Origin of the sequence: Micromonospora sp. NPDC005237, from assembly GCF_040607775.1 — a bacterium.
Taxonomy (GTDB): domain Bacteria; phylum Actinomycetota; class Actinomycetes; order Mycobacteriales; family Micromonosporaceae; genus Micromonospora.
This window is the reverse complement of sequence record NZ_JBEXHJ010000007.1, coordinates 124,857-144,108: the sequence shown is the minus strand read 5'-3', so window position 1 is coordinate 144,108 and position 19,252 is coordinate 124,857. Positions and strand designations below refer to the sequence as shown.

Annotated in this window: 18 protein-coding genes; 9 read left to right on the top strand and 9 right to left on the bottom strand. The window is 74.1% G+C overall.

Annotated features, from left to right (window positions below; translation table 11 throughout):
* Positions 1–3 precede the first annotated feature (3 nt).
* From ABZT87_RS20280 to ABZT87_RS20250, 7 genes are all read right to left on the bottom strand, one after another.
* The gene (locus ABZT87_RS20280) at positions 4–2,160 is read right to left on the bottom strand and encodes an FtsX-like permease family protein (protein ID WP_355137321.1); all 2,157 of its coding nucleotides are present in this window, start codon (positions 2,158–2,160) and stop codon (positions 4–6) included.
* Positions 2,157–2,837: an ABC transporter ATP-binding protein gene (locus tag ABZT87_RS20275; protein ID WP_355065307.1), complete on the bottom strand. Its 681-nt coding sequence runs from the start codon at positions 2,835–2,837 to the stop codon at positions 2,157–2,159. Before ABZT87_RS20275 ends, ABZT87_RS20280 begins: the two co-directional genes overlap by 4 nt.
* The gene (locus ABZT87_RS20270) at positions 2,834–3,358 is read right to left on the bottom strand and encodes a PadR family transcriptional regulator (RefSeq protein WP_354862237.1); all 525 of its coding nucleotides are present in this window, start codon (positions 3,356–3,358) and stop codon (positions 2,834–2,836) included. The genes ABZT87_RS20275 and ABZT87_RS20270 overlap by 4 nt, the downstream gene beginning before the upstream one ends.
* A gap of 90 nt (positions 3,359–3,448) precedes the next feature.
* Complete coding sequence (gene crcB, locus ABZT87_RS20265; RefSeq protein WP_355137319.1) at positions 3,449–3,811, bottom strand: fluoride efflux transporter CrcB; 363 nt, start codon at positions 3,809–3,811, stop codon at positions 3,449–3,451.
* Positions 3,808–4,284 (bottom strand): CrcB family protein, encoded by a 477-nt coding sequence (locus ABZT87_RS20260; RefSeq protein ID WP_355137317.1) that lies wholly within the window; start codon positions 4,282–4,284, stop codon positions 3,808–3,810. The genes crcB and ABZT87_RS20260 overlap by 4 nt, the downstream gene beginning before the upstream one ends.
* Positions 4,285–4,466: 182 nt before the next feature.
* The gene (locus ABZT87_RS20255; protein ID WP_355137315.1) at positions 4,467–5,225 is read right to left on the bottom strand and encodes a class I SAM-dependent methyltransferase; all 759 of its coding nucleotides are present in this window, start codon (positions 5,223–5,225) and stop codon (positions 4,467–4,469) included.
* Positions 5,226–5,367: 142 nt separating this feature from the next.
* Positions 5,368–6,588 (bottom strand): MFS transporter, encoded by a 1,221-nt coding sequence (locus ABZT87_RS20250; protein WP_354862244.1) that lies wholly within the window; start codon positions 6,586–6,588, stop codon positions 5,368–5,370.
* Positions 6,589–6,724: 136 nt separating this feature from the next.
* Here ABZT87_RS20250 and ABZT87_RS20245 point away from each other — a divergent pair, with 136 nt between their 5' ends.
* From ABZT87_RS20245 to ABZT87_RS20230, 4 genes are all read left to right on the top strand, one after another.
* Positions 6,725–7,174: a MarR family transcriptional regulator gene (locus ABZT87_RS20245; RefSeq protein ID WP_124816318.1), complete on the top strand. Its 450-nt coding sequence runs from the start codon at positions 6,725–6,727 to the stop codon at positions 7,172–7,174.
* A 78-nt stretch (positions 7,175–7,252) separates the two neighbouring features.
* Complete coding sequence (gene paaK, locus ABZT87_RS20240; protein WP_355137313.1) at positions 7,253–8,560, top strand: phenylacetate--CoA ligase PaaK; 1,308 nt, start codon at positions 7,253–7,255, stop codon at positions 8,558–8,560.
* Between the two features lie 74 nt (positions 8,561–8,634).
* Positions 8,635–9,741, top strand: coding sequence for a nucleotide disphospho-sugar-binding domain-containing protein (locus ABZT87_RS20235; RefSeq protein ID WP_355137311.1), 1,107 nt, complete (start codon positions 8,635–8,637; stop codon positions 9,739–9,741).
* A 55-nt stretch (positions 9,742–9,796) separates the two neighbouring features.
* Entirely contained in the window at positions 9,797–10,363 is a 567-nt protein-coding gene (locus ABZT87_RS20230) for a dienelactone hydrolase family protein (protein WP_354862748.1), read from the top strand.
* Positions 10,364–10,386: 23 nt separating this feature from the next.
* On the opposite strand, the gene ABZT87_RS20225 is transcribed toward ABZT87_RS20230, so the two are convergent.
* Positions 10,387–10,584: a hypothetical protein gene (locus tag ABZT87_RS20225; protein ID WP_355137309.1), complete on the bottom strand. Its 198-nt coding sequence runs from the start codon at positions 10,582–10,584 to the stop codon at positions 10,387–10,389.
* A 21-nt stretch (positions 10,585–10,605) separates the two neighbouring features.
* Here ABZT87_RS20225 and ABZT87_RS20220 point away from each other — a divergent pair, with 21 nt between their 5' ends.
* Together ABZT87_RS20220 and ABZT87_RS20215 are read left to right on the top strand one after the other, a co-directional pair.
* Entirely contained in the window at positions 10,606–11,424 is an 819-nt protein-coding gene (locus ABZT87_RS20220; RefSeq protein WP_355137307.1) for a class I SAM-dependent methyltransferase, read from the top strand.
* A 58-nt stretch (positions 11,425–11,482) separates the two neighbouring features.
* On the top strand, positions 11,483–12,028 hold the full coding sequence (locus ABZT87_RS20215) for a YciI family protein (protein WP_355067752.1): 546 nt from the start codon (positions 11,483–11,485) through the stop codon (positions 12,026–12,028).
* A 4-nt stretch (positions 12,029–12,032) separates the two neighbouring features.
* Here the strand turns inward: ABZT87_RS20215 and ABZT87_RS20210 are convergent, their stop codons facing one another.
* A complete protein-coding gene (locus ABZT87_RS20210; RefSeq protein WP_355137305.1) occupies positions 12,033–14,288 on the bottom strand; it encodes an adenylate/guanylate cyclase domain-containing protein in 2,256 nt (751 codons plus the stop codon).
* A gap of 192 nt (positions 14,289–14,480) precedes the next feature.
* Here ABZT87_RS20210 and ABZT87_RS20205 point away from each other — a divergent pair, with 192 nt between their 5' ends.
* From ABZT87_RS20205 to ABZT87_RS20195, 3 genes are all read left to right on the top strand, one after another.
* Positions 14,481–17,378, top strand: coding sequence for an AAA family ATPase (locus tag ABZT87_RS20205; protein WP_354862755.1), 2,898 nt, complete (start codon positions 14,481–14,483; stop codon positions 17,376–17,378).
* Between the two features lie 134 nt (positions 17,379–17,512).
* Positions 17,513–18,283 carry a DUF5995 family protein gene (locus ABZT87_RS20200; RefSeq protein WP_354862756.1) on the top strand — a complete coding sequence of 257 codons (771 nt, stop codon included), beginning with the start codon at positions 17,513–17,515 and terminating at the stop codon, positions 18,281–18,283.
* Positions 18,284–18,773: 490 nt separating this feature from the next.
* Entirely contained in the window at positions 18,774–19,163 is a 390-nt protein-coding gene (locus ABZT87_RS20195) for a hypothetical protein (protein ID WP_355137303.1), read from the top strand.
* Positions 19,164–19,252: the final 89 nt, after the last annotated feature.

The following is a 19,252-nucleotide window of genomic DNA, read 5'->3' as shown; positions in this document are numbered from 1 at the left end:
CGACTACTCGCTGCGGGCGGTCTCCGGCCCGGTGACGCGTTCCAGCAGCGGCATCGTGGAGGCGATGACGCCGAGGCAGGCGACCAGTCCGACGACGACGATCACGTAGAAGCGCGGCTGGGGCGCGATGAGCGTGTAGTCCATCTGTGCCCGCAGGAACAGGTGCGCGGCGAGCAGGCCCATCCCGATGGCGAGGGCGGCGACGGCGAGCATCGGTACGGCGCTCTCCAGCGCCACCACCCGACGCAGGACCCGTACCGGTGCGCCGCTGAGGCGCAGCAGGCTGAATGGACGGCGGCGTTCGGTGAGACCGCCGATGACGCTGACCGCGAGGCTGCACCCGCCGAGCGCGAGGCTGGCCACGATGATGACGTTGGCCAGTTGTTCCCAGCCGCGCAGCGTGTCGGCGAAGTCCGACTCGAAGTCGCCGGGCACGTTCGGCCCCACCCAGAAGGTCGGGAAGGCGACCTCCAGCACGGTGCGGACGCGCTCGATAGCGGCAGCCGAGCCGTCCGTGCCCACGACGACCGAGCTCACCGGCAGCCGCTGGAGCTCGTCGAGCGTGATCGACGCCGCGCGCCACTCCGTTGTGGACGACGCCGACTCCTGCCAACGGCTCAGACCCATCGGCACCTCGATGACGACGGCGCCCTGGGCGCACCTGCCGTACGCGCTCGGCAGGTCGGCGCAGGCGATCACCCCGCCCTCGCCGCCGGTGTTGATGTCCGGGGCTTCCCGGATGGCGGTCGCGGACCGCACGCCGGTGATCGCGTGCAGTTCGGCGAAGAGCGTGTCGGGCACCGACGTCGTCTTCTCGTCGAAGACGGTGGTGACAGTGCCCGCGTCGGTCGAGCCGATCGGGGCCGGGCCGCGTTCGTCGACGATCGTGGTGATCACACCGACGGCGACGCTGGTGACGAAGAGCGCGAGCATGATCCCGCTGATCGCCCGGAAGCCGGCCTTCGGGTTGTCGGCGAGACGTCGCGCGGCGATGAGCGTGGCCGGGCGGTTGGCGTACCGGGCCAGGACGCGGGCGCCGACCATCGTCAACCACGGGCCGGCGAGGACCAGGCCGGCCATGATGAGCAGCAGGCCGGGCAGGAACAGCGCGGTCTGGCCGTCGGACGTCTCGGGCCGGTAGCCGAGGGCGAACACCAGCACGGCGACGCCGAGCACCATCGGAATCAGCCGGTACGCGCGCGGGGCGCGGGGGGTGACGCGGCGGGTGACGCCCAGCGGCGAGATCCGTACCCGGCGTAGCGAGACCTGGGCGGCCAGCGCCGCGCCGGCCGGGACGCCGAGCGCCACGAGCAGAACGTTCAGCAGGCCCAGCGACATGTCGCCGGGGAAGAACGGCATGCCGGTGAACGGGATGCCCGCGAGCGTGTCGCGGAAGGCGTAGAACAGGCCGAAGCCGACGGCGGTGCCGGCGACGGCGGCGGCGGCCGCCTCCACGGCGGCGACCGTCGAGATCTGCCGGGGTGTCGCGCCGACCAGGCGCATCGCGGCGAAGCGCTGCTCCCGGCGGGCGGCGCTGAGCCGGGTGGCGGTGCCGATGAAGATCAGCACCGGGAAGAGCAGCCCACCGGCGATCACGCCCAGGATGAGGTTGACCGCGGTCTCGGGGAGGGCGGGCTTGTCATCGAGGTTGTCGACCTGCCGGGAGTTGGGCAGCTTGGCGACGCTGTCCGGCGTGCCGCCCACGATGGCGAGCAGGGTGTCCGGTGAGGTCAACCCGGACGGTCCGACGGTGCCGAGGTCACGCCCCGGGTATCGGTCGGCCAGGTGGTCGGCCGGGTGTGCCGCGAACAGTTCCCGCAGCGCCGGCGAGACGTAGAACTCGCCGGGGCCCGGAGTGGTCGGGACGCCGGCCGGGGTGGGCGCGGTCGATCCGGTGGCGGCGACGTCGATCCGGAGGATCTGCTTGCTGCGGAAGAAGTCGTCCCGCGTCGACCACCACAGTGGATCGGCGGCACCGGCGGTAGAGGCCTGGGGATAGATCGACGCGTACCGGGTGAGCTGGGCGTCGACCGCGTTGACCCCGGCGAGGGTGGTCAGCAGCAGCCCGCTGCCGATGGCGACGGCGGCGGCGATGACGATCAGGCGGGTGAGCGCCTCGCGCCCACCGGCCACGGCGAGGCGCAGCCCGAAGCGGATCACGACGCGATCCGGTCCGGCGCGTTCACGCGCCCGTCGCGGACCATGACCTCACGGTCGGCGTACGCGGCGATCCTGGGCTCGTGGGTGACCAGGATGACCGTGGTGCCCTGCTCGCGGGCGGCGCCGACCAGCAGGTCCATGACGTGCTCGCCGGTGAGCGAGTCGAGCGCGCCGGTCGGCTCGTCGGCGAAGAGCACCCGCGGCTCGGCGACCAGGCCCCGGGCCAGGGCGACGCGTTGCGCCTGCCCGCCGGACAGCTCGCCCGAGCGCCGCTGCTCCAGGCCGTCCAGGCCGAGGCGCGCGAACCAGGCGTACGCCTTGGGCAACGCCTGCTTGCGGTGTACGCCACTGAGCAGCAGGGGCAGGGCGACGTTCTCCACCGCGGTCAGCTCTGGAACGAGTTGGCCGAACTGGAACACGAAGCCGAACCGGTCGCGACGCAGGCTGCTGCGCTGGGTCTCGGGCATGGCGTCGACCCGGGCCCCGTCGAAGAGGATCTCGCCGGAGCTGGGCACGAGGATGCCCGCCAGGCAGTGCAGCAGAGTGGACTTGCCAGAGCCGCTGGGGCCCATGACGGCGAGGATCTCGCCCGCCTCCACGGCGACGCTGGCGCCCCGCAGGGCGGGTGTCTGGCCGAAGGCGAATTCCACGTCCCGTGCTTCGATCACGACGCTCATGGCCGCACCTCTTTCCGCAGGGCGTCCAGGCGGGCGCCGGTCATCTCGATCCACCGGAGGTCCGCCTCCAGGTGGTACAGGCCGTGGTCGGCGAGCAGCGCGTCGACCAGGCTGCCGGCGCGCTTGATCTCGGTCAGCTCACGCATCCGCTGCAGGTGCGCGCTGCGCTGGGTGTCGAGGTACTCAGCGGCCGGCCTGTCCAGCATCAGCGCGAGCACGACCTTGGCGAAGAGCACCGTCTGCAGGTGCGGCTCCGGGTCGACCGGCTGGGTCAGCCACTGCTCGACCTCGGTCGCGCCGACGTCGGTGATGACGTAGCGCTTGCGGTCGGGGCCAGAGCCGGGCGCCACATCGCTGATCACCACCTTGCCGTCGCGGGCCAGGCGGCTGAGGGTGGAGTAGACCTGGCCGAACGGCAGTGGCTTGCCCCGACCGAAGAACGCGTCGTAGTCGCGCTTCAGGTCGTAGCCGTGGCTGGGCTCCCGTTCGAGGAGGCCGAGAAGGGTCAGTGGCACGCTCATGCCAGGGAGACTACCCCGAGGGTATACCTCGCGTATATACCCTCGGGGTGTTCTCGGTCGGCTCCTTGCTCAGGGCATGGCGTCCGGAGGTCAGCCCACCAGGGCGCGGGCCAGGGCGTAGCCGGCGGTGGCCGCGGCGAGCCCGGCCGCGACGCTGCCGAGCACGTTGGCCAGCGCGAGCAGCCGATGACCACCCTTGGTCAGCCGCAACGTCTCGTAGCTGAAGGTGGAATAGGTGGTCAGGGCGCCGCAGAACCCGGTGCCGAGCAGCGCGCTGACCGCGGGGTCGACCGGCCACCCGACCAGGACGCCGAGCAGCAGCGACCCGACCACGTTGACGCTGAACGTGCCCCAGGGGAACGCCGAGGCGTGGCGGGACTGCACGGCCCGGTCGGTGAGGTAGCGCAGCGGCGCGCCGACGGCCGCCCCCAGGGCGATGAGCAGTACGGTCACTGGGCGACCCGGCGTCGCAGCAGTCCGGTGGTGGCGGCGTCGCCCAACCCGACCGCGACGAGCGCCCCGAGCACCGTCGCGGCGAGGTACGCCAGCGCGACGCCCGGTGCGCCCGCCACGAGGGCCTGCTGGACGTCGACCGCGTAGGTGGAGAACGTGGTGAACCCGCCGAGCACCCCGACCCCGAGGAACGGGCGGGCCAGCGGGTGCCCACCGTCGAGGTGCCCGAGCACCGCCATCAGCACACCGATCAGCAGGCAGCCGGACACGTTGACGCCGAACGTCGCCCACGGGAAGGCGGTCGGCGCGTGCGGGGCGACGTGTTGCAGACCGGCCCGGGCCAGCGCGCCGAGCGCCCCGCCGGCCGCGATCGCGGCGAGAATCGTCGCGGGGCGCGCGGTCAGCTCGCGACGGTCGGCGGGGACCCGCAGGTCGACGTCGGGGTCGGTACGCGGCTCGAACGGCTCTGGCACGGCTCCTCAGCGTAGTGCCGGTGCCAGCCGGCGTTGACGCACCGCCGGCGCTGGCCGCCTCGACGCACCGCCGGCGCTGGCCGCCTTAACCCGCTGCCGGCGCTGGCAGCCTTGACCCGCAGCCGGCGCCGGCCGGCGTCAACCCGCTGCTGGCGTGCGGCGGCGTCAACGCGCTGCCTTCGTCAGCGAACTGCCGCGACGGCGGCGTCCGGGCCGCCTCGCCAGACCGTGCCGACCTCGCTGAAGCCGGCCGCGGTGAGCGCGGCCAGGTGCCAGGAGACCGGTGGGTTCCACTCGGGGCTGTGCCCGGTCGGGTAGATGGCGTGTCGTTGGGCGACCAGCGGGGCGAGCGCCGGGTCGGCGCCGGCCCGCTCCCACCAGTCCGACCAGGACAGCATCGAGCCGGCGGCGTAACGGGCGTTGCGCCGGTCCCGGGCCCGGTCCATCAGCCGCTTGGTCAGCTCCGGCAGGGTGTCGTCCGGCATGTGGTCGGCGTTGACGAAGACGCCGCCCGGTCGCAGCACGTCGCGCAGCTCGGCGTAGAGCTGCCCGAGTCGGTCGGCCGGCAGCCAGTGCAGGGCGGTTGCGGTGAGCACGGCGTCGTACTCCTGGTGCGGGAGCGTGGAGCGCCATTCGGCGGCGCCGAGGTCGGCGGTGATGATGGTGGCGCGGTCGGCCAGCGAGGCGCTGGCGATGGCGAGCAGCGCCGGGTCGAGGTCGACCAGGGTCGCCTCGGCGGCGGGGAAGCGAGCGAGGGTCCGCAGCGAGATGGTGCCGGTGCCGCCGGCCAGGTCGAGCACCCGCGGCGGCCGGCCGTCGAGGACCGCTTCGACGGTGTCGAGCATGGCGGTGAACCGGTGTTCCCGGTCCGGGAGGTAGGCCTCCTGCTGGCGGTCCCAGCTCTCCTGCCAGGCCCAGGGATCCGCGATGTAAGGACTCATAGCGATCAGGCTAGTTACGGGCCCAGGGCGTTGTCCACACCTTGTTGCACATCTTTTGCAATTGCGGGAAGATGGCAGGGCGATGATCAGAGCGACGCCGGGCCAGGCATCTGCCCGGCCCGGCGTTGTCCTCCCGGCGGGGTCAGACCGTCGTGTCCACCAGGCTCGCGTCGGCCCGGGTCGGCTCGTTACGACGGGCCAGCCGCAGCGCCCCGAGGAGCACGCCCAGGCCGGCCAGGGTGAGCGCGGCGCCGGCCCAGATCGGCGAGGTGTAACCGAGTCCGGCGGCGATGGTCACCCCGCCGATCCAGGCGCCCAACGCGTTGCCGAGGTTGAACGCGGCGATGTTCGCCCCGGACGCCAGGGTCGGCGCCTGGTGGGCGTAGCGCATGATCCGCATCTGCAGCGGCGGCACGGTGGCGAAGCCGAACCCACCCATCAGCACCAGCGCGACGATGGTCAGCACCGGGTTGGTGGCGGTCAGCGCGAAGCCGACGAGCACCACGGTGAGCACCGCCAGGACGGTGACCAGGGTGCGTGACAGTGACCTGTCCGCCGCCCGGCCGCCGAGCAGGTTGCCCGCGAAGAGCCCCACTCCGAAGAGGACGAGCAGCCACGGCACGGTGCTGGTGGCGAAGCCGCTGACCTCGGTGAGCGTGTAGGCGATGTAGGTGAACGCGCCGAACATTCCGCCGAAGCCCAGGACGGTGATCACCAGGGAGAGCCAGACCTGGGGGTGGGTGAAGGCCCGCAACTCGCCGCGCAGCCCGCCCGCCGGGCGGTCGGCGTCCGCGGTGTCGCCGGTGGGAATGAGCAGGGCCAGCCCGATCAGGGCGACCACCCCGATGGCGGTGATCGCCCAGAACGTCGACCGCCAGCCGAAGTGCTGCCCGAGGAAGGTGCCGAAGGGCACGCCGAGCACGTTCGCGATGGTCAGGCCGGCGAACATCATGGCGATGGCGCCCGCCCGGCGGGCCGGTGCGACCAGGCCGGCGGCGACCACCGCGCCGATGCCGAAGAACGCGCCGTGGCAGAGCGCGGCGACGATCCGACCGGCCATCATCACGGCGTAGTCGCCGGCGACGGCGGAGAGCAGGTTGCCGATGATGAAGAGCACCATCAGGCCGAGCAGCACGGGTTTGCGGGGCAGTCGGGTGACCGCCGCGGTGAGGGCGACCCCGCCGACGGCCACGCTGAGCGCGTAGCCGGAGATCAACCAGCCGGCCACCGGCTCGGTGACCGCGAAGTCCGCGGCCACCTCGGGCAACAGCCCCATGATCACGAACTCGGTGAGTCCGATGCCGAAGGCGCCGATGGCCAGCGCGATCAGGCCGGGCGGCAGGGACTTGTGGCGTACGGACATCGTCTTCCCATCGGGAGGGGAACAGATATGCGGCGCGTGCAATTACACGCGCCGGCAAAGAAATACTTGCACGCGCTTGATATCGGCGCAAGCGTGGTAGCCTGGGGCCCGTTCAGATCACACCGAGGAGGCCGCCATGGGCATCGCCGACGACGCGGTCGAGATCCGCGCGCAGGGCTGGCGCACCCTCGCCGCCCTGCACGGGCTGATCGAGACGTCCCTGGAGCGGGCCCTGCAGGCCGGCCACGGCCTGTCCGTCGTCGAATACACGGTGCTCGACGCGCTGTCCCGCCAGGACGGCTGGCACATGCGGATGAGCCAGCTCGCCCGCGCCGCCGCGCTCTCCGGTAGCGCCACCACCCGGCTGGTCACCCGCCTGGAGCAGCGAGGGCTGCTCACCCGGATCCTCTGCGCCGACGACCGGCGCGGCATCTACACCGAGCTGACCCCGGCCGGCTCCGAGCTGCTCGCCCAGACCCGACCGACCCACGACCGGGTCCTCACCGACGCGCTCGCCGAGGCGGAGGCCACCCCCGAGCTGGCGCCACTGGTCGACGCCCTGCACCGGCTGCCAGCCGCCCGCTGACCGCCCCGCCGGCCCGGGCGACGGCGGGCGTACGGTACCCGCAGCCCGCACCGGGACCGTCGCGCAAGGAGGCAGGCGATGCAGGACCGCACCCCTCGTCCCGAAGAGCTGGAGCCGATCGAGCGCGCCGACATCGACGAGCTGCGCGCCCTGCAACGCGAACGGCTGCGCTGGTCGTTGCGGCACGCGTACGACCACGTGCCGCACTACCGCCAGGCGTTCGACGCCGCCGGCGTGCACCCCGACGACTGCCGCGACCTCGCCGACCTGGCCCGCTTCCCGTTCACCGGCAAGGCGGAGCTGCGCGACAACTACCCGTTCGGCATGTTCGCCGTACCCCGGGAGCGGGTCGCCCGACTGCACGCCTCCTCCGGCACCACCGGTCGACCCACAGTGGTCGGCTACACCCGCGACGACCTGCGGACCTGGGCCCGGCTGATGGCCCGGTCCATCCGCGCCTCCGGTGGCCGTCCCGGCGACCGCGTGCACGTCGCGTACGGCTACGGGCTCTTCACCGGCGGCCTGGGCGCCCACTATGGGGCCGAGGAACTCGGCTGCACGGTCATCCCGGTCTCCGGCGGCATGACCGAACGGCAGGTGCTGCTGATCCGCGACTTCGAACCCGAGGTCATCATGGTCACGCCCAGCTACATGCTCGCCATCGTCGACGAGATGCAGCGCCAGGGCGTCGACCCCCGCACCACCTCGCTGCGGGTCGGCATCTTCGGCGCGGAGCCGTGGACCGAGGACATGCGGCGCGAGATGGAACAGCGGTTGGACATCCACGCGGTCGACATCTACGGGCTCTCCGAGGTGATGGGCCCCGGCGTGGCCACCGAGTGCGTCGAGACCAAGGATGGGCTGCACCTCTGGGAGGACCACTTCTACCCGGAGATCATCGACCCGGTCACCGGGGTAGTGCTGCCCGACGGTGAGCGGGGCGAGCTGGTGCTGACCTCGCTGACCAAGGAGGCGATGCCGGTGGTGCGCTACCGCACCCGGGACCTCACCCGGCTGCTCCCCGGCACCGCGCGGCCGATGCGCCGGATCGAGAAGATCACCGGCCGGACGGACGACATGATGATCGTTCGCGGGGTGAACGTCTTCCCCACGCAGATCGAGGAGCTGATCCTGCGCACGCCGCAGCTGTCGCCGCACTTCCAGTGCGTCCTCGACCGGCGGGGCCGGCTGGACACCCTGACCGTACGGGTGGAGCGGCGCGTCGGGGTGGCCGTGGACGCCGCCGAGCGGGCCGGCGCGGCGCTGGTCGAGCTGGTGAAGAACACCATCGGGGTGAGCGTCGCGGTGGCGGTGCTCGCCCCGGACTCGGTGGAACGGTCGATGGGCAAAATGCGCCGCATCGTCGACCAGCGTGACGGCGGCTGAACGGCGACTGACGGCGCGGCGGCGCGGGGTCAACGGGGCACCGCGACCAGCGGTGTCGACATAGGATCCGCGAGATGCGCGTGCTGGTGGTCTCCGCCCCGCTCGTCGGGCACGTCTTTCCCCTGGTGCCGCTGGCCGTCGCGCTGCGCGACGCCGGCCACGACGTGCTGGTGGCCACCGGCGGTGGGGCGATGGCCGCCGCCGGCGCCGGTCTGGCCGTGCACGACGTCGCGCCCGGCTTCGACTTCGGCCGGATCGCGCTGCGGGTCCTTCCCCGCCATCCGCTGATCGCGCGCGCCGAACTGGCCGGCACCGCCGGCACCCGGGGCGCCGGGCTGCTCTTCGGCGCCCTCAACGACCAGCTCACCGACCCGGTCGTCACGCTGGCCACCGGGTGGCGACCGGATCTGGTGGTGTACGAGCCGTTCGCGGTCGCCGGCGCGGTGGCGGCGGCGCTGCTCGACGTGCCGGCCGTACGCCAGGAGAACACCCTCTTCGACGGCCGGGACCTGGTCGGCGCGACCACCGCCCGGCTCGGGGCCGCGCTGCGCCGGCACGGCCTCGTGGAGCTGCCGCCACCCGCCGCCGCCCTCGCCGTGGCCCCGCCCAGCGTGGCCGCCCAGGCCGGCTGGCCGATGCGCTACACGTCCTATGTGGGCGGTGGTGAGCTGCCGGCCTGGCTGCGCGAGCCGGGCGAGCGACAGCGGATCCTGGTCACCCGCAGCACCCTGACCGGCCCCGGCGACCGGGGCCCGATGCCCGCCGTGGTGGCCGCCGCGGCCCAGGTGGACGCCGAGATCGTGCTGGTCCGGCCCGACGAGCGCTCGGCCCGTTCGCTGCCCGGCAACGTCCGGGTGGTCGACTGGATCCCGCTCGACGAGGCGTTGCCGGCGAGCGCGGCGCTGGTGCACCACGGCGGGGCGGGCAGCGTTTACGGCGCCCTCGCCGCCGGCCTGCCGCAACTGGCCACGGTGGGCCCGGGGGACCGGCGGCACAACGCCGAGCTGGTGGCCCGCCGGGGCGCCGGCCTCGCGCTGCGTCCGGCCGACATCACCGCGCAGACACTGACCCAACTGCTCACCGACGAGAGCCTGCGGACGGCCGCCGGGCAGGTCAGCCAGGAGATCGCCGCGATGCCACCGCCGACGGCCCTGGTGGCCCGGCTGACGGCGCTGCTCTGATCCCCGCCCCGCGTGCCACAGCCGCGCCCACGCCCGGCTGCGGCAGGATGGCCTGATGCGACACGTCGTGCTGTTCCACTCCGTGTACGGGCTGCGGCCCGCCGTTCGTGCCGCCGCCGACCGGTTGCGCGCCGCCGGGCACCAGGTCACCGCCCCCGATTTGTACGGCGTCCCGGCCGCCGACACCGTCGAGGAGGGCTTCGCGCTGCTCGACAAGATCGGCCACGAGGTGGTGCTCGACCGGGCCCGCGCGGCGCTGCGCGACCTGCCGCCGCAGACGGTCCTCGCCGGTTTCTCGATGGGCGCCGGCGTCGCCGGGGCGCTGCTCGCCGAGCGCCCCGACGCCGCAGGCCTGCTCCTGCTGCACGGCACCGGTGGCGCGCCGGACACGGCCCGGCCCGGGTTGCCGGTGCAGCTGCACGTCGCCGACCCGGACCCGTACGACGCGCCGGACGAGGTCGACGAGTGGCAGCGGGCGATGACCGACGCCGGCGCCGACCTGACCGTGTTCCGCTATCCCGGCGCCGGACACCTGTTCACCGACCCGGACCTCGCCGAGTACGCCCCGGACGCCGCCGCGCAGGTCTGGCCCCGGGTGCTGGCCTTCCTCACCGCCGACTGAGCGCCGGCCGGGCCACCCGACGTTCAGCGGGTGGTGGCGCCGATGCGCGGGGGAGTGGAGAGAGAGACGATCGCCCGCGGTGGCGCGTCACCCCGCCACAGCTCCTCGATCATCCGGCCGACGGAGACGACCTCGCACCGGGCCGCCAGCAGCAGCGCGAGCACGGCGCGTTGGCGGGGGCCGTCGGACCCTCGACGGGGCGCTATCGTGGCGGCAATCATGATCCTCACGGGGGTGCGGGAATGACGACCACAGCCTTCGATGACCACGAGCGGTCGCGCTGGGCCGGGCGGGCGGCGGCGTACGACGGCAGTTTCGCGCTGCTGTGCGCCCATCCCGCCCCGGCACTGTTGGACGCCGCCCACGTCGATGCCGGAACCCGAATGCTCGACGTCGGCACCGGTTCCGGGACCGTCGCCGGGTTGGCGTGCGCGCGCGGCGCCAGTGTGGTGGCCGTCGACGCGGAGCCCAGCATGGTCGACCTGGCCCGCAGCCGGCTCCCGTCCGCCGACGAGGTTAGCCTCGCGGCTCTGCCCCATCTCCCGTTCGACTCCGGGCAGTTCGACGCGGCCGTGGCGAACTTCGTGATCAATCACGTGGGCGACCCGGCGGCCGCGATCACCGAACTCCGACGGGTCGTCCGGCCGGGCGGACGGATCGCGGTGACTATCTGGCCCCACCCGCCGCCCGAGGCGCAGAGCCTCTGGGGCGAGGTCTTCGACGCTGCCGGGGTCGACCGCCCGACCTCGATGCCGAGGGTGGACGCGGAGCGGGACTTTCCCCGTACCCCCGAGGGGTTCGCCGGGTTGCTCGACGCCCCCGGCCTCGCCGACGTGCGGTGCGAGACGATCACCTGGGCGCACCGCACCGACCCCGAGGCGTGGTGGAGCGGCCCGGCGAACGGCATCAGCGGGCCCGGCCTGCTGATGGAGACCCAGCCGCCGGCGGTGATCGCCCGCATTCGTGCCGCGTACGACGAGCTGACCGCCGCCTACCGTGGCGCGGACGGCCTGCTCGCGCTGCCCACCGCCGCGCTGTTGGCCTCGGCGTCCGTGCCGTAGGACGACTCGGCTGTGCCCGCCCCGCAGGGGGTGGGGCACGGCGTCGAGAATGGGCGGCATGGAGTTCCTGTGTTACCACCGCGACCGGCCCGACTCGGCGACGTTGCGCGACGAGTTACTGGCCGAGCACTGGACCTACATGGACCGGTTCGCGGCGGAGATGATTGCGCGCGGCCCTACCCTGTCCGGCGACACGGCCACCGGCAGCGTGCACATCGTCGACGTGCCCGACCCGGGCGCCGCGCGGGCGTTCGCCTTCGACGAGCCGAACTACCAGGCCGGCGTGTACCGGGATGTGCTGCTGCGCCGGTGGCGCAACACGCTGGGCCGCACGATGTGGGACTTTCCCGGCGGTCGGACCGGCGGCAACCGGTATCTGGTGCTCGGCCTCGGCGCGGGGCCGGCCGTTGACCTGGCCGTGCCGCCCGACCGGGACGAGCTGATCGCGTACGGGCCGCTGCTGTCCGACGACGGCGACACCTGGCTCGGCACCGCCGCGCTGGTTCGGGCGCCGACCCCGGACGCGGCGCGCGCCATCCTGACCGTGGAGCGGTACGCCGACGTCGAGGTGCACCACTGGCAGTTCGGCGGGCGACCGGTCTGACCCCTCAGGCGGCGGCCAGTCCGTTCGGCCAGTGGATCAACGGCGGGCGGGGTGCGGCGCGCACGACCCTGGCCGGTGGGCCGACGCCGGCGGGTCCGCCGCGTTCGGGTGGCCCCGGCACGGTGGGCACCGCACGGATCGTCGCCGGGGCCCGGGCCACGTCCGCAAGCCAGTGCCCGCCCATGTTGGTCGGCGTCGCGGACGCTCGGGTCGGAGGCACGTCACTGGCGGACGCGACGGCGCGCAGGCGGCGGGCACCCGCCGGGCGGATGGCCCCGCGACTCGGCGCGGCCGGTGCGGTGGCCATCGTCGCCGTCGGGAGACGTCGGCGCGGCGGTTCGGTGCGGCGCGATGAGACCGTCGGGGCCACCACCGCGAAGACGGCGCCGAGGCGGCCAGCCCGGGAGCGAACGGCGTCGAGACGCGCCATGTCGGCTGGGCGGTCCGCGACAGGGTGATCTGCGGCGGAACGGTCCGCGGCGCGACGGACCGAGGTGGGGTCGAGGGCGTCCGGGCGGACGGTGTCGAGGCGCGGTGCTTCGGCGGCACGGCGGCCGAAGACGGCCCGCAACGCGCGGGGCAACCGCTCGGCGGCGACCTGGCGCAGCGCGGGCGCGGCGAACACGTACCCGTCGGCGCGCCGGGGGAGCAGCAGCCCGGCCGCGACCAGCCCGCGTAGGGCCGATGCGGACTGGCCAGGCGCCCAACCGAGGGCCCGGTCGACGGCAGTGCCGGAGACCGGACCGCCGGTGGTGGCAGCGGCCATCAGCACCGCCCGTCGTTCACCGTCGAGGTGGTCCAGCTCCGCGCCGACGGCCCGGCGGACCGCGTCGGGCAGCGGGAGCGTCACCCGGTCGGCGCCGTCCACGATTGACCGCACGTACGCCGCCGCGTGGCCGGGACGGCCCGCCACCAGTGGCAGCAGCCGGTCGGCCAGGGTCACCGGTTGCCCCGCCCGGGTGAGCAGGTGGCGCAGCAGCCGCCCGGACTGCACCGTGGCCAGGGGACGGATCGGCACGCGGCGGGCCGGGCCGGGTCGGGTGTCGGCCCACTGCGGCTGATGCACGGTGAGCACCGCCAGCGGCAGCCCGCGTGCCGCCGCCGCGGTGAACAGCGCGTGCAGGAAGTGGCTCACGACGGGCGCGGCACGGTCCACGTCGTCCACGGCGACGACCAGCGGTCGGTGGGCGGCCAGGCGCAGCAGCACGTCCCGGCAGACCGCCGCGGCGGCCAGCGCCTCGGCCGAACCGTCCGGGGTGGTCAGCAGCGATTGCAGCGCCACCACCGCCGCCGCGACCCGGTCCGGCGGGTACAGCGGTGTCAGAGCGTCGGTCAGGCGGTCGCGGACCGCCGCCGGGCCGTCGCCGTGGCGGATGCCGGCGACGCCGCGGACCAGCTCGGCGACCGGCGCGAGCACCTGGTCGGGGTACGGCGGGCAGCCCACCACGCACCAGCGCACCGGCATCCCGTCCACCGTGCGCAGCGCGCGGGCCAGCTCGTGCAGCAGTCGGCTGCGGCCGCTGCCGCTCGGGCCGACCAGGGACACCCAGCGCGGTTCGCGCTCGTGCAGCGCCCGGGTCACCTGGTCGGTGATGCTGGCCAGTTCGCGACGTCGCCCGATCAGCGGGCCGTCGTGTCGGTCGGCGCCCGGTCGCGCCAGGCCGGCGGCATGCCACACCGGCATCGGCGGTACCCGGCCGGCGACCGGCACCGGCGCCAGTTGACGCTGCACGATGAGACCGGCGGTGGCCCGCGCCGTGGCGGCGCACAGCGCGACGGCGCCGGGTGCGGCGTACTCCTGCAGGCGGGCCGCGGTGGTGATCACCGCGCCGCTGGCCACGCCGTGGCCGCCGCTGACCGCGTCGCCCAGGTCGACCACCGCCTCGCCGGTGGCGACCCCGACGCGCACCCGCAGGGTGATGTCGCCGAGGATCGGCCGGCGATCCAGCGCGGCCTGGATCTCCAGCCCCGCCCGCACCGCCCGGTACGCGTCGAAGCCGTCGGAGTGACGCGCCCCGAACAGCGCCATCACCGCGTCGCCGACGTACTTCTCGACCACGCCGTGCCAGCGGCGCAGCACGGAGGCGACCGTGTCGAAGTACGCCCGTTGCAGCCCGCGGACGTCCTCCGGGTCGAGCCGGTCGACCAGTGCGGTGGAGCCGACGATGTCGGCGAACAGCACGGTGACCGTCCGTCTCTCCTCGGCCACCGGCCAGTGTGGGCGGTCGGTCCGCTGCGTGTCGGCGACGATAGTGATCATGGGTGCGCACCGGTCCTTCCCCCGCTGATGGCTGACGACCCTCGGAGATTGGCATTCCTGGGCTGACGGGGGATCGGCAGAACGACGTATGTCGGCCACCCGCAACCTTTAGTCGCAATGTCGACGCGAGGAGTACCACAAGCGGCAGATGGCCGTAGAACGGTACGGGGGCGTGTGATTAGGCTGCGTCCCATGGCCAGCGATGTGGACACCGCACCGCTCGTGGGCCGGGCCGAGCTGGTGCAGACGGTTCGGTCGGCGCTGCTTGGTGACGTGGCACAGGGGCAGACGGCCGCCGTCTTCCTCACCGGTGAGAGCGGTGTGGGCAAGACCCGCCTCCTCGGTGAGATCGGTGCCCGATTGCGCGACCAGGGCGCATTGGTGCTGACCGGCAGTTGCCTGGACATCGGCGACGCCTCACCGCTGCACCCGTTGCTGCAGGCGCTGCGGCGTTTCGACGGGGACCTGTCCGCGGCGCAGGCGCGCACCTCCTCGGCGGTGCGCGGGCTGTTGCAGATGTTCGCCGACGAGACGGGCGGCCCGGACGGCGCGGGCGCCCTGCTGGAACGCGTCTCCAGGGGCCTGCACCTGATCGCCGAGGGGCGACCGCTGGTGCTGATCCTGGACGACCTCCAGTGGGTCGACCGCAGCACCCGCCAGCTCCTGCTCTATCTGCTGGCCGGTCTCGGTGACCTCCAGCTCTCGGTGCTGGCCGCGGTGCGGGCCGAATCGTTGCAGGGCGCGCACCCGCTGCGCCGGGTGCTCACCGAGCTGCGCCGACTGCGGACGGTCCGGGTGCTCGACCTGTCCCCGCTGGACCGCGCCGGCACCGAGCAGCTCGCCGCCGCGGTGGTCGGCCGGGCGCTTCCGCCCGACGCGGCCGAGCAGGTGTGGCAGCGCAGCGGCGGCAACCCGTTCGTCATCGAGGAGTTGGCCCGCGACCTGCGCGACGGGCGGGACGGGCTGTCCGAGACGCTGCGCGAGATCTTCCTCGACCGGGTCGACGCGCTGCCGCAGCACGCGCACGCCGTGGTGCACGCGGTGGCGGCGGGCGTCGAGCCCGTGCAGCACTGGCTGCTGGCCGAGGTGTTGCGGCTGCCCGAGGACGAGCTGATCGACGCCGCACGCGCCGCGGTCGCGCACCGGCTGCTGGTCGGCGCCGACGACGGCTACCGGCTGCGGCACCGCCTCGTCGCCGAGGTGCTGGCGCACGAGCTGCTGCCGGCCGAACGCTCCGGGCTGCACCGCCGCTACGCCGAGGCGCTGACCGCGGCGCCGGGCGAGCTGCACCAGGCCCGGCTGGCGCATCACTGGCGGCTGGCCGGCGAGCCGGCGCGGGCGTTGCCGGCGGCGGTGGCCGCCGCGCAGGAGGCCGAGCGGTTGCACGGTTACGCCGAGGCGCACCGCCACTGGACGGCGGCGTTGCACCTGGCCGGCGACTCCGGCTCGCTGGAGGTGGACCGGATCGAGCTGCTCGGCAACGCCGCCGAGGCGGCCCACCACTGTGGGGAGCACGCCCGCGCGTTGGCCCTGCTGGAGGAGTTGGCCGCCGTGCAGGGTGGCGCTCCGAGCTGCGCACTGCACATCCGCCGGGCACGGTACCTGGCCGCCGCGGGGCGCTCGGCGCTCGCCGAGGAGGAGTACGAGCGGGCGCTGGAGGCGGCGGACTGCTCGCCGCGAGACCGGGCCGCCGCCGCCGCGCGGCTGGCCGAGCTGTTGCTGCACCTGGGCCGCTACGCCGACGCCGGCGAGCGGGCGCGGGAGGCGCTGGCGCTGGCCGAAAACGCGGAGGGTTCCGCCACCGAGGTCGTGCTGGCCAGCTCGGCGCTGGGCTTCAGCGACGCCTTTCTGGAAGACCCGGACGCCGGTCTGGCGGTCATGCGCGACGCCCTCGACACCGCCGAGCGCGCCGGCCAGCCCGAGGACGTGGCCTGCGCCTACCTGCACCTGGCGGAGCTGCTGACCGGGCCGCTGAACATCCTCGAAGAGGGCGTGGTGGTGGCACGGCGGGGCGCCGAGCGGGTGGCCGAGCTGGGGTTGGGCCGCACCTGGGGCACCCGACTGCTGGCCATCGCCATCAACGGGCTGTTCCGGGTGGGCCAGTGGGCCGAGGCGGAGAAGGTGGTCGCCGTGGCCCTGCGGCACCGACCGTCCGGCGCGGACGCCGTCGAGTTGCTGCTCGCCCGATGCCGGCTCTCGGTGGGCTACGGCGACATCGAGGCCGCCGGTCGGGACCTCGACGCGGTGGCGACCCTGCTCGCCGGCGGTGGGGCCCGCCACGTCATCCCGCTGCTCACCCTGCGGTCCGGGTTGGCGATGTGGGAGGGCCGGCACGACGTGGCGCGGCTGGCGGTCCAGCGCGGCCTCACCGAGAGCCGCTCCGACGACGTGATGATCCTGTCCGCCCTGGTCTGGCACGGGCTGCGCGCCGAGGCGGAGGCGCACTCCAGCCGCACCGTGGACGTGGACCCGACGGCCGTACGCCGGCTGCGGGACGTCGCCGACCGGATGGCCCGCAAGAGCGCCGGAGCGGCCCGACCGGTGCGCTCTGTGGTGGAGGGCTTCCTGGCCCTGTGCGCCGCCGAGGTGAGCCGCCTCAACGGCAGCGACCCCGAGCTGTGGGCCACCTCGGTCGCCGAGTGGGACCGGCGTAACCACCCCTATCCGGCGGCGTACTCCCGCCTGCGGCAGGCGGAGGCTCTGCTGGCCCGGCGCAGTCGGGTGGCCACCGCGGGCAAGCTCCTGCGGGAGGCGTACGGAGTGGCGCAGGGGTTGGGCGCGGTGCCGTTGACCTCGGAGATCCGGGAGCTGGCGGGGCGGGCCCGGGTGTCGCTGCAGGAGCGCGACGCCGACGGCGCGCGCGCCGCCGCGTCGGCCGAGCCGGTCGGCGACGAGTTGGCTGCTCTCACCGCGCGCGAGCGGGAGGTGCTCGCGCTCGTCGCCGAGGGGTTGACCAACAAGGAGATCGGGCAGCGGCTGTTCATCAGCGAGCGGACCATCGGTGTGCACGTGTCGCACATCTTCGACAAACTCCAGGTCCGCACCCGCGTCCAGGCCAGCGCGATCATGCTGCGCAACTCCCGCGGCTGACGGCACCGGTACGTATCCCGGCGCGTGTGCGCGCCGGGATACGTCGTTCTACTGATCCCGGCGGCGGCCCTCGGCTGAGAGGCTGAGCCCCGTCGACGGCGTCGCGGGGGCGTCACGACCACAATGGAGGAGAGATGACCGAACCCGTCTGGGGGCCCGTGCACCGGGACATCGTCGACCTGCTGGCCGACCATCCGGCGGACGTGCCAGCGGTGGTCGATCACCTCACCAAGCTCCAGGACATGCTGGTGCGGCTGCCGCCGCTGGAGGCGAGCTGCCCGCTCGCCGACTTCAACAAGCTCTACCTGACGATCACCAGCAGCGTGCTGGACGGTCTGTACGACGACCGTTTCGTCGACCCGGTGTTCCTCTCCCGGCTGGATGTCGAGTTCGCGGCCCGCTACTTCGACGCCCTGCGGCTGTGGACCGACTCCAGCCCCGGCACGCCGAAGGCGTGGTCGTGTCTGTTCTCGCGGATGCGCGGGCCGGACGCTCGCCCGTTGCCGTCGGCGGCGGCAGGTGTGAACGCGCACATCAACTTCGATCTGCCGTTCGCGTTGGTGACGACGTTCGACCACCTGGAGTCGGAGCCGGTCGACGGCACCGACCAGCACCACGACTACCTGGAGATCAACAACATCTTCGCGGACAAGATCCCCGGCCTGCGCCGAGGCTATCTGGAGCGGTGGCAGCTGCTCATCGACATGCTCAACGGCGACATCGACGACTGGTACCAGGGGGAACTGGTCGAGTACACCCGCGATGTCGCCTGGCGCAACGCGCAGAAGATCTGGCGGTGCCGGCACGATCCGGACGCCCGCGAGTGTGAGCGCACGCGGTTGGACGACAACGCCGCGGCGCTCGGCCGGTTGCTGCTCTCGCCCCTCGGGGCGTTCCTGCAGTAGCCGGGACGGGGGGTCCCCGCGCTCCGCCCGTGGGGGCGGCGGAGCGCGGGGGCGCGTCCGCCCCACCAGCTCCACCACCCGCGGGTCGACCGGTGTTCACCGGCGGCGGCGGGGAGTCAGCCGGTCGGCTCGGGGGGTGTCGACCGTCTGCCGTCGTCGGCCGGCCCGGGGGTTGCCGGCCGGCGGCGGGGGAGCGGGTGCGGGCCGGGCTCGCTGTGCCGGTCGGCGGTGACGGGACGGGCCGCCGGCCGGCCCAGCGGCCACGCGGGGGTACGGGCCACCGCACGGTGGTGGGGGGCCGGACCGGCCGCGGTGTGCTCGGTCGTCAACGGGGCACCGGCCGGGGGTGTCGGTCGGCTCGTACGGGGTACGCCCGCGCCATGACCGTCCTGGCCCGGCGTCGGCCCGCCGCCCGACCCCGCCCCGCGCGGCCCGGTCCGCTGCGGCCGGGCGGCCCGGTACCGCGACCCGCCGCCCGTCCCGGTGCGCGATGACCGCCGCTCCGGCCCGGTTTCCGTTCCGCTTCGACCCGGCGTTCCGTCCGCCGTTGGCGCTGCTGGGTGTGCGGCCGGCGACGGCCTGGGTCGCCGTCACCGACCAGGACCTCCTGATCCGGTACGGGCCGTGGCGGCTGCGCACCGGCCGGGACAACGTGCTCGGCGCCGAGGTGGGCGGCCCGTACCGCTGGTGGCGGGTGATCGGCCCGCACCTGTCGTTGGTCGACGGCGGCGTGAGCTTCGGCAGCAGCACGGCGGGCGGGGTCTGCCTGCGCTTCGGCGTACCGGTGCCGGCTCTGGCGCCCGGCGGCTGGCCCCGGCATCCGGCGGCCACGGTCACCGTTGCCGACCCGCCGGCCCTCGCTCGGCTGCTCGCCGGATGAGGACCTGCCCTGAGCAGGCCATCCGCATACCCGGTTCCGCCGGTCGGACCGCCGGGCACCACCTACCGTCGGATCAGGACCTGCGAGGG

Bases quoted from the DNA above. Each gene is read 5' to 3' on its own strand.
- ABZT87_RS20275 (WP_355065307.1), bottom strand. From the start codon at position 2,837: ATGAGCGTCGTGATCGAAGCACGGGACGTGGAATTCGCCTTCGGCCAG.
- ABZT87_RS20270 (WP_354862237.1), bottom strand. From the start codon at position 3,358: ATGAGCGTGCCACTGACCCTTCTCGGCCTCCTCGAACGGGAGCCCAGC.
- ABZT87_RS20255 (WP_355137315.1), bottom strand. From the start codon at position 5,225: ATGAGTCCTTACATCGCGGATCCCTGGGCCTGGCAGGAGAGCTGGGAC.
- ABZT87_RS20250 (WP_354862244.1), bottom strand. From the start codon at position 6,588: ATGTCCGTACGCCACAAGTCCCTGCCGCCCGGCCTGATCGCGCTGGCC.
- ABZT87_RS20245 (WP_124816318.1), top strand. From the start codon at position 6,725: ATGGGCATCGCCGACGACGCGGTCGAGATCCGCGCGCAGGGCTGGCGC.
- paaK (WP_355137313.1), top strand. From the start codon at position 7,253: ATGCAGGACCGCACCCCTCGTCCCGAAGAGCTGGAGCCGATCGAGCGC.
- ABZT87_RS20235 (WP_355137311.1), top strand. From the start codon at position 8,635: ATGCGCGTGCTGGTGGTCTCCGCCCCGCTCGTCGGGCACGTCTTTCCC.
- ABZT87_RS20230 (WP_354862748.1), top strand. From the start codon at position 9,797: ATGCGACACGTCGTGCTGTTCCACTCCGTGTACGGGCTGCGGCCCGCC.
- ABZT87_RS20225 (WP_355137309.1), bottom strand. From the start codon at position 10,584: ATGATTGCCGCCACGATAGCGCCCCGTCGAGGGTCCGACGGCCCCCGC.
- ABZT87_RS20220 (WP_355137307.1), top strand. From the start codon at position 10,606: ATGACGACCACAGCCTTCGATGACCACGAGCGGTCGCGCTGGGCCGGG.
- ABZT87_RS20215 (WP_355067752.1), top strand. From the start codon at position 11,483: ATGGAGTTCCTGTGTTACCACCGCGACCGGCCCGACTCGGCGACGTTG.
- ABZT87_RS20210 (WP_355137305.1), bottom strand. From the start codon at position 14,288: ATGATCACTATCGTCGCCGACACGCAGCGGACCGACCGCCCACACTGG.
- ABZT87_RS20205 (WP_354862755.1), top strand. From the start codon at position 14,481: ATGGCCAGCGATGTGGACACCGCACCGCTCGTGGGCCGGGCCGAGCTG.
- ABZT87_RS20200 (WP_354862756.1), top strand. From the start codon at position 17,513: ATGACCGAACCCGTCTGGGGGCCCGTGCACCGGGACATCGTCGACCTG.
- ABZT87_RS20195 (WP_355137303.1), top strand. From the start codon at position 18,774: ATGACCGCCGCTCCGGCCCGGTTTCCGTTCCGCTTCGACCCGGCGTTC.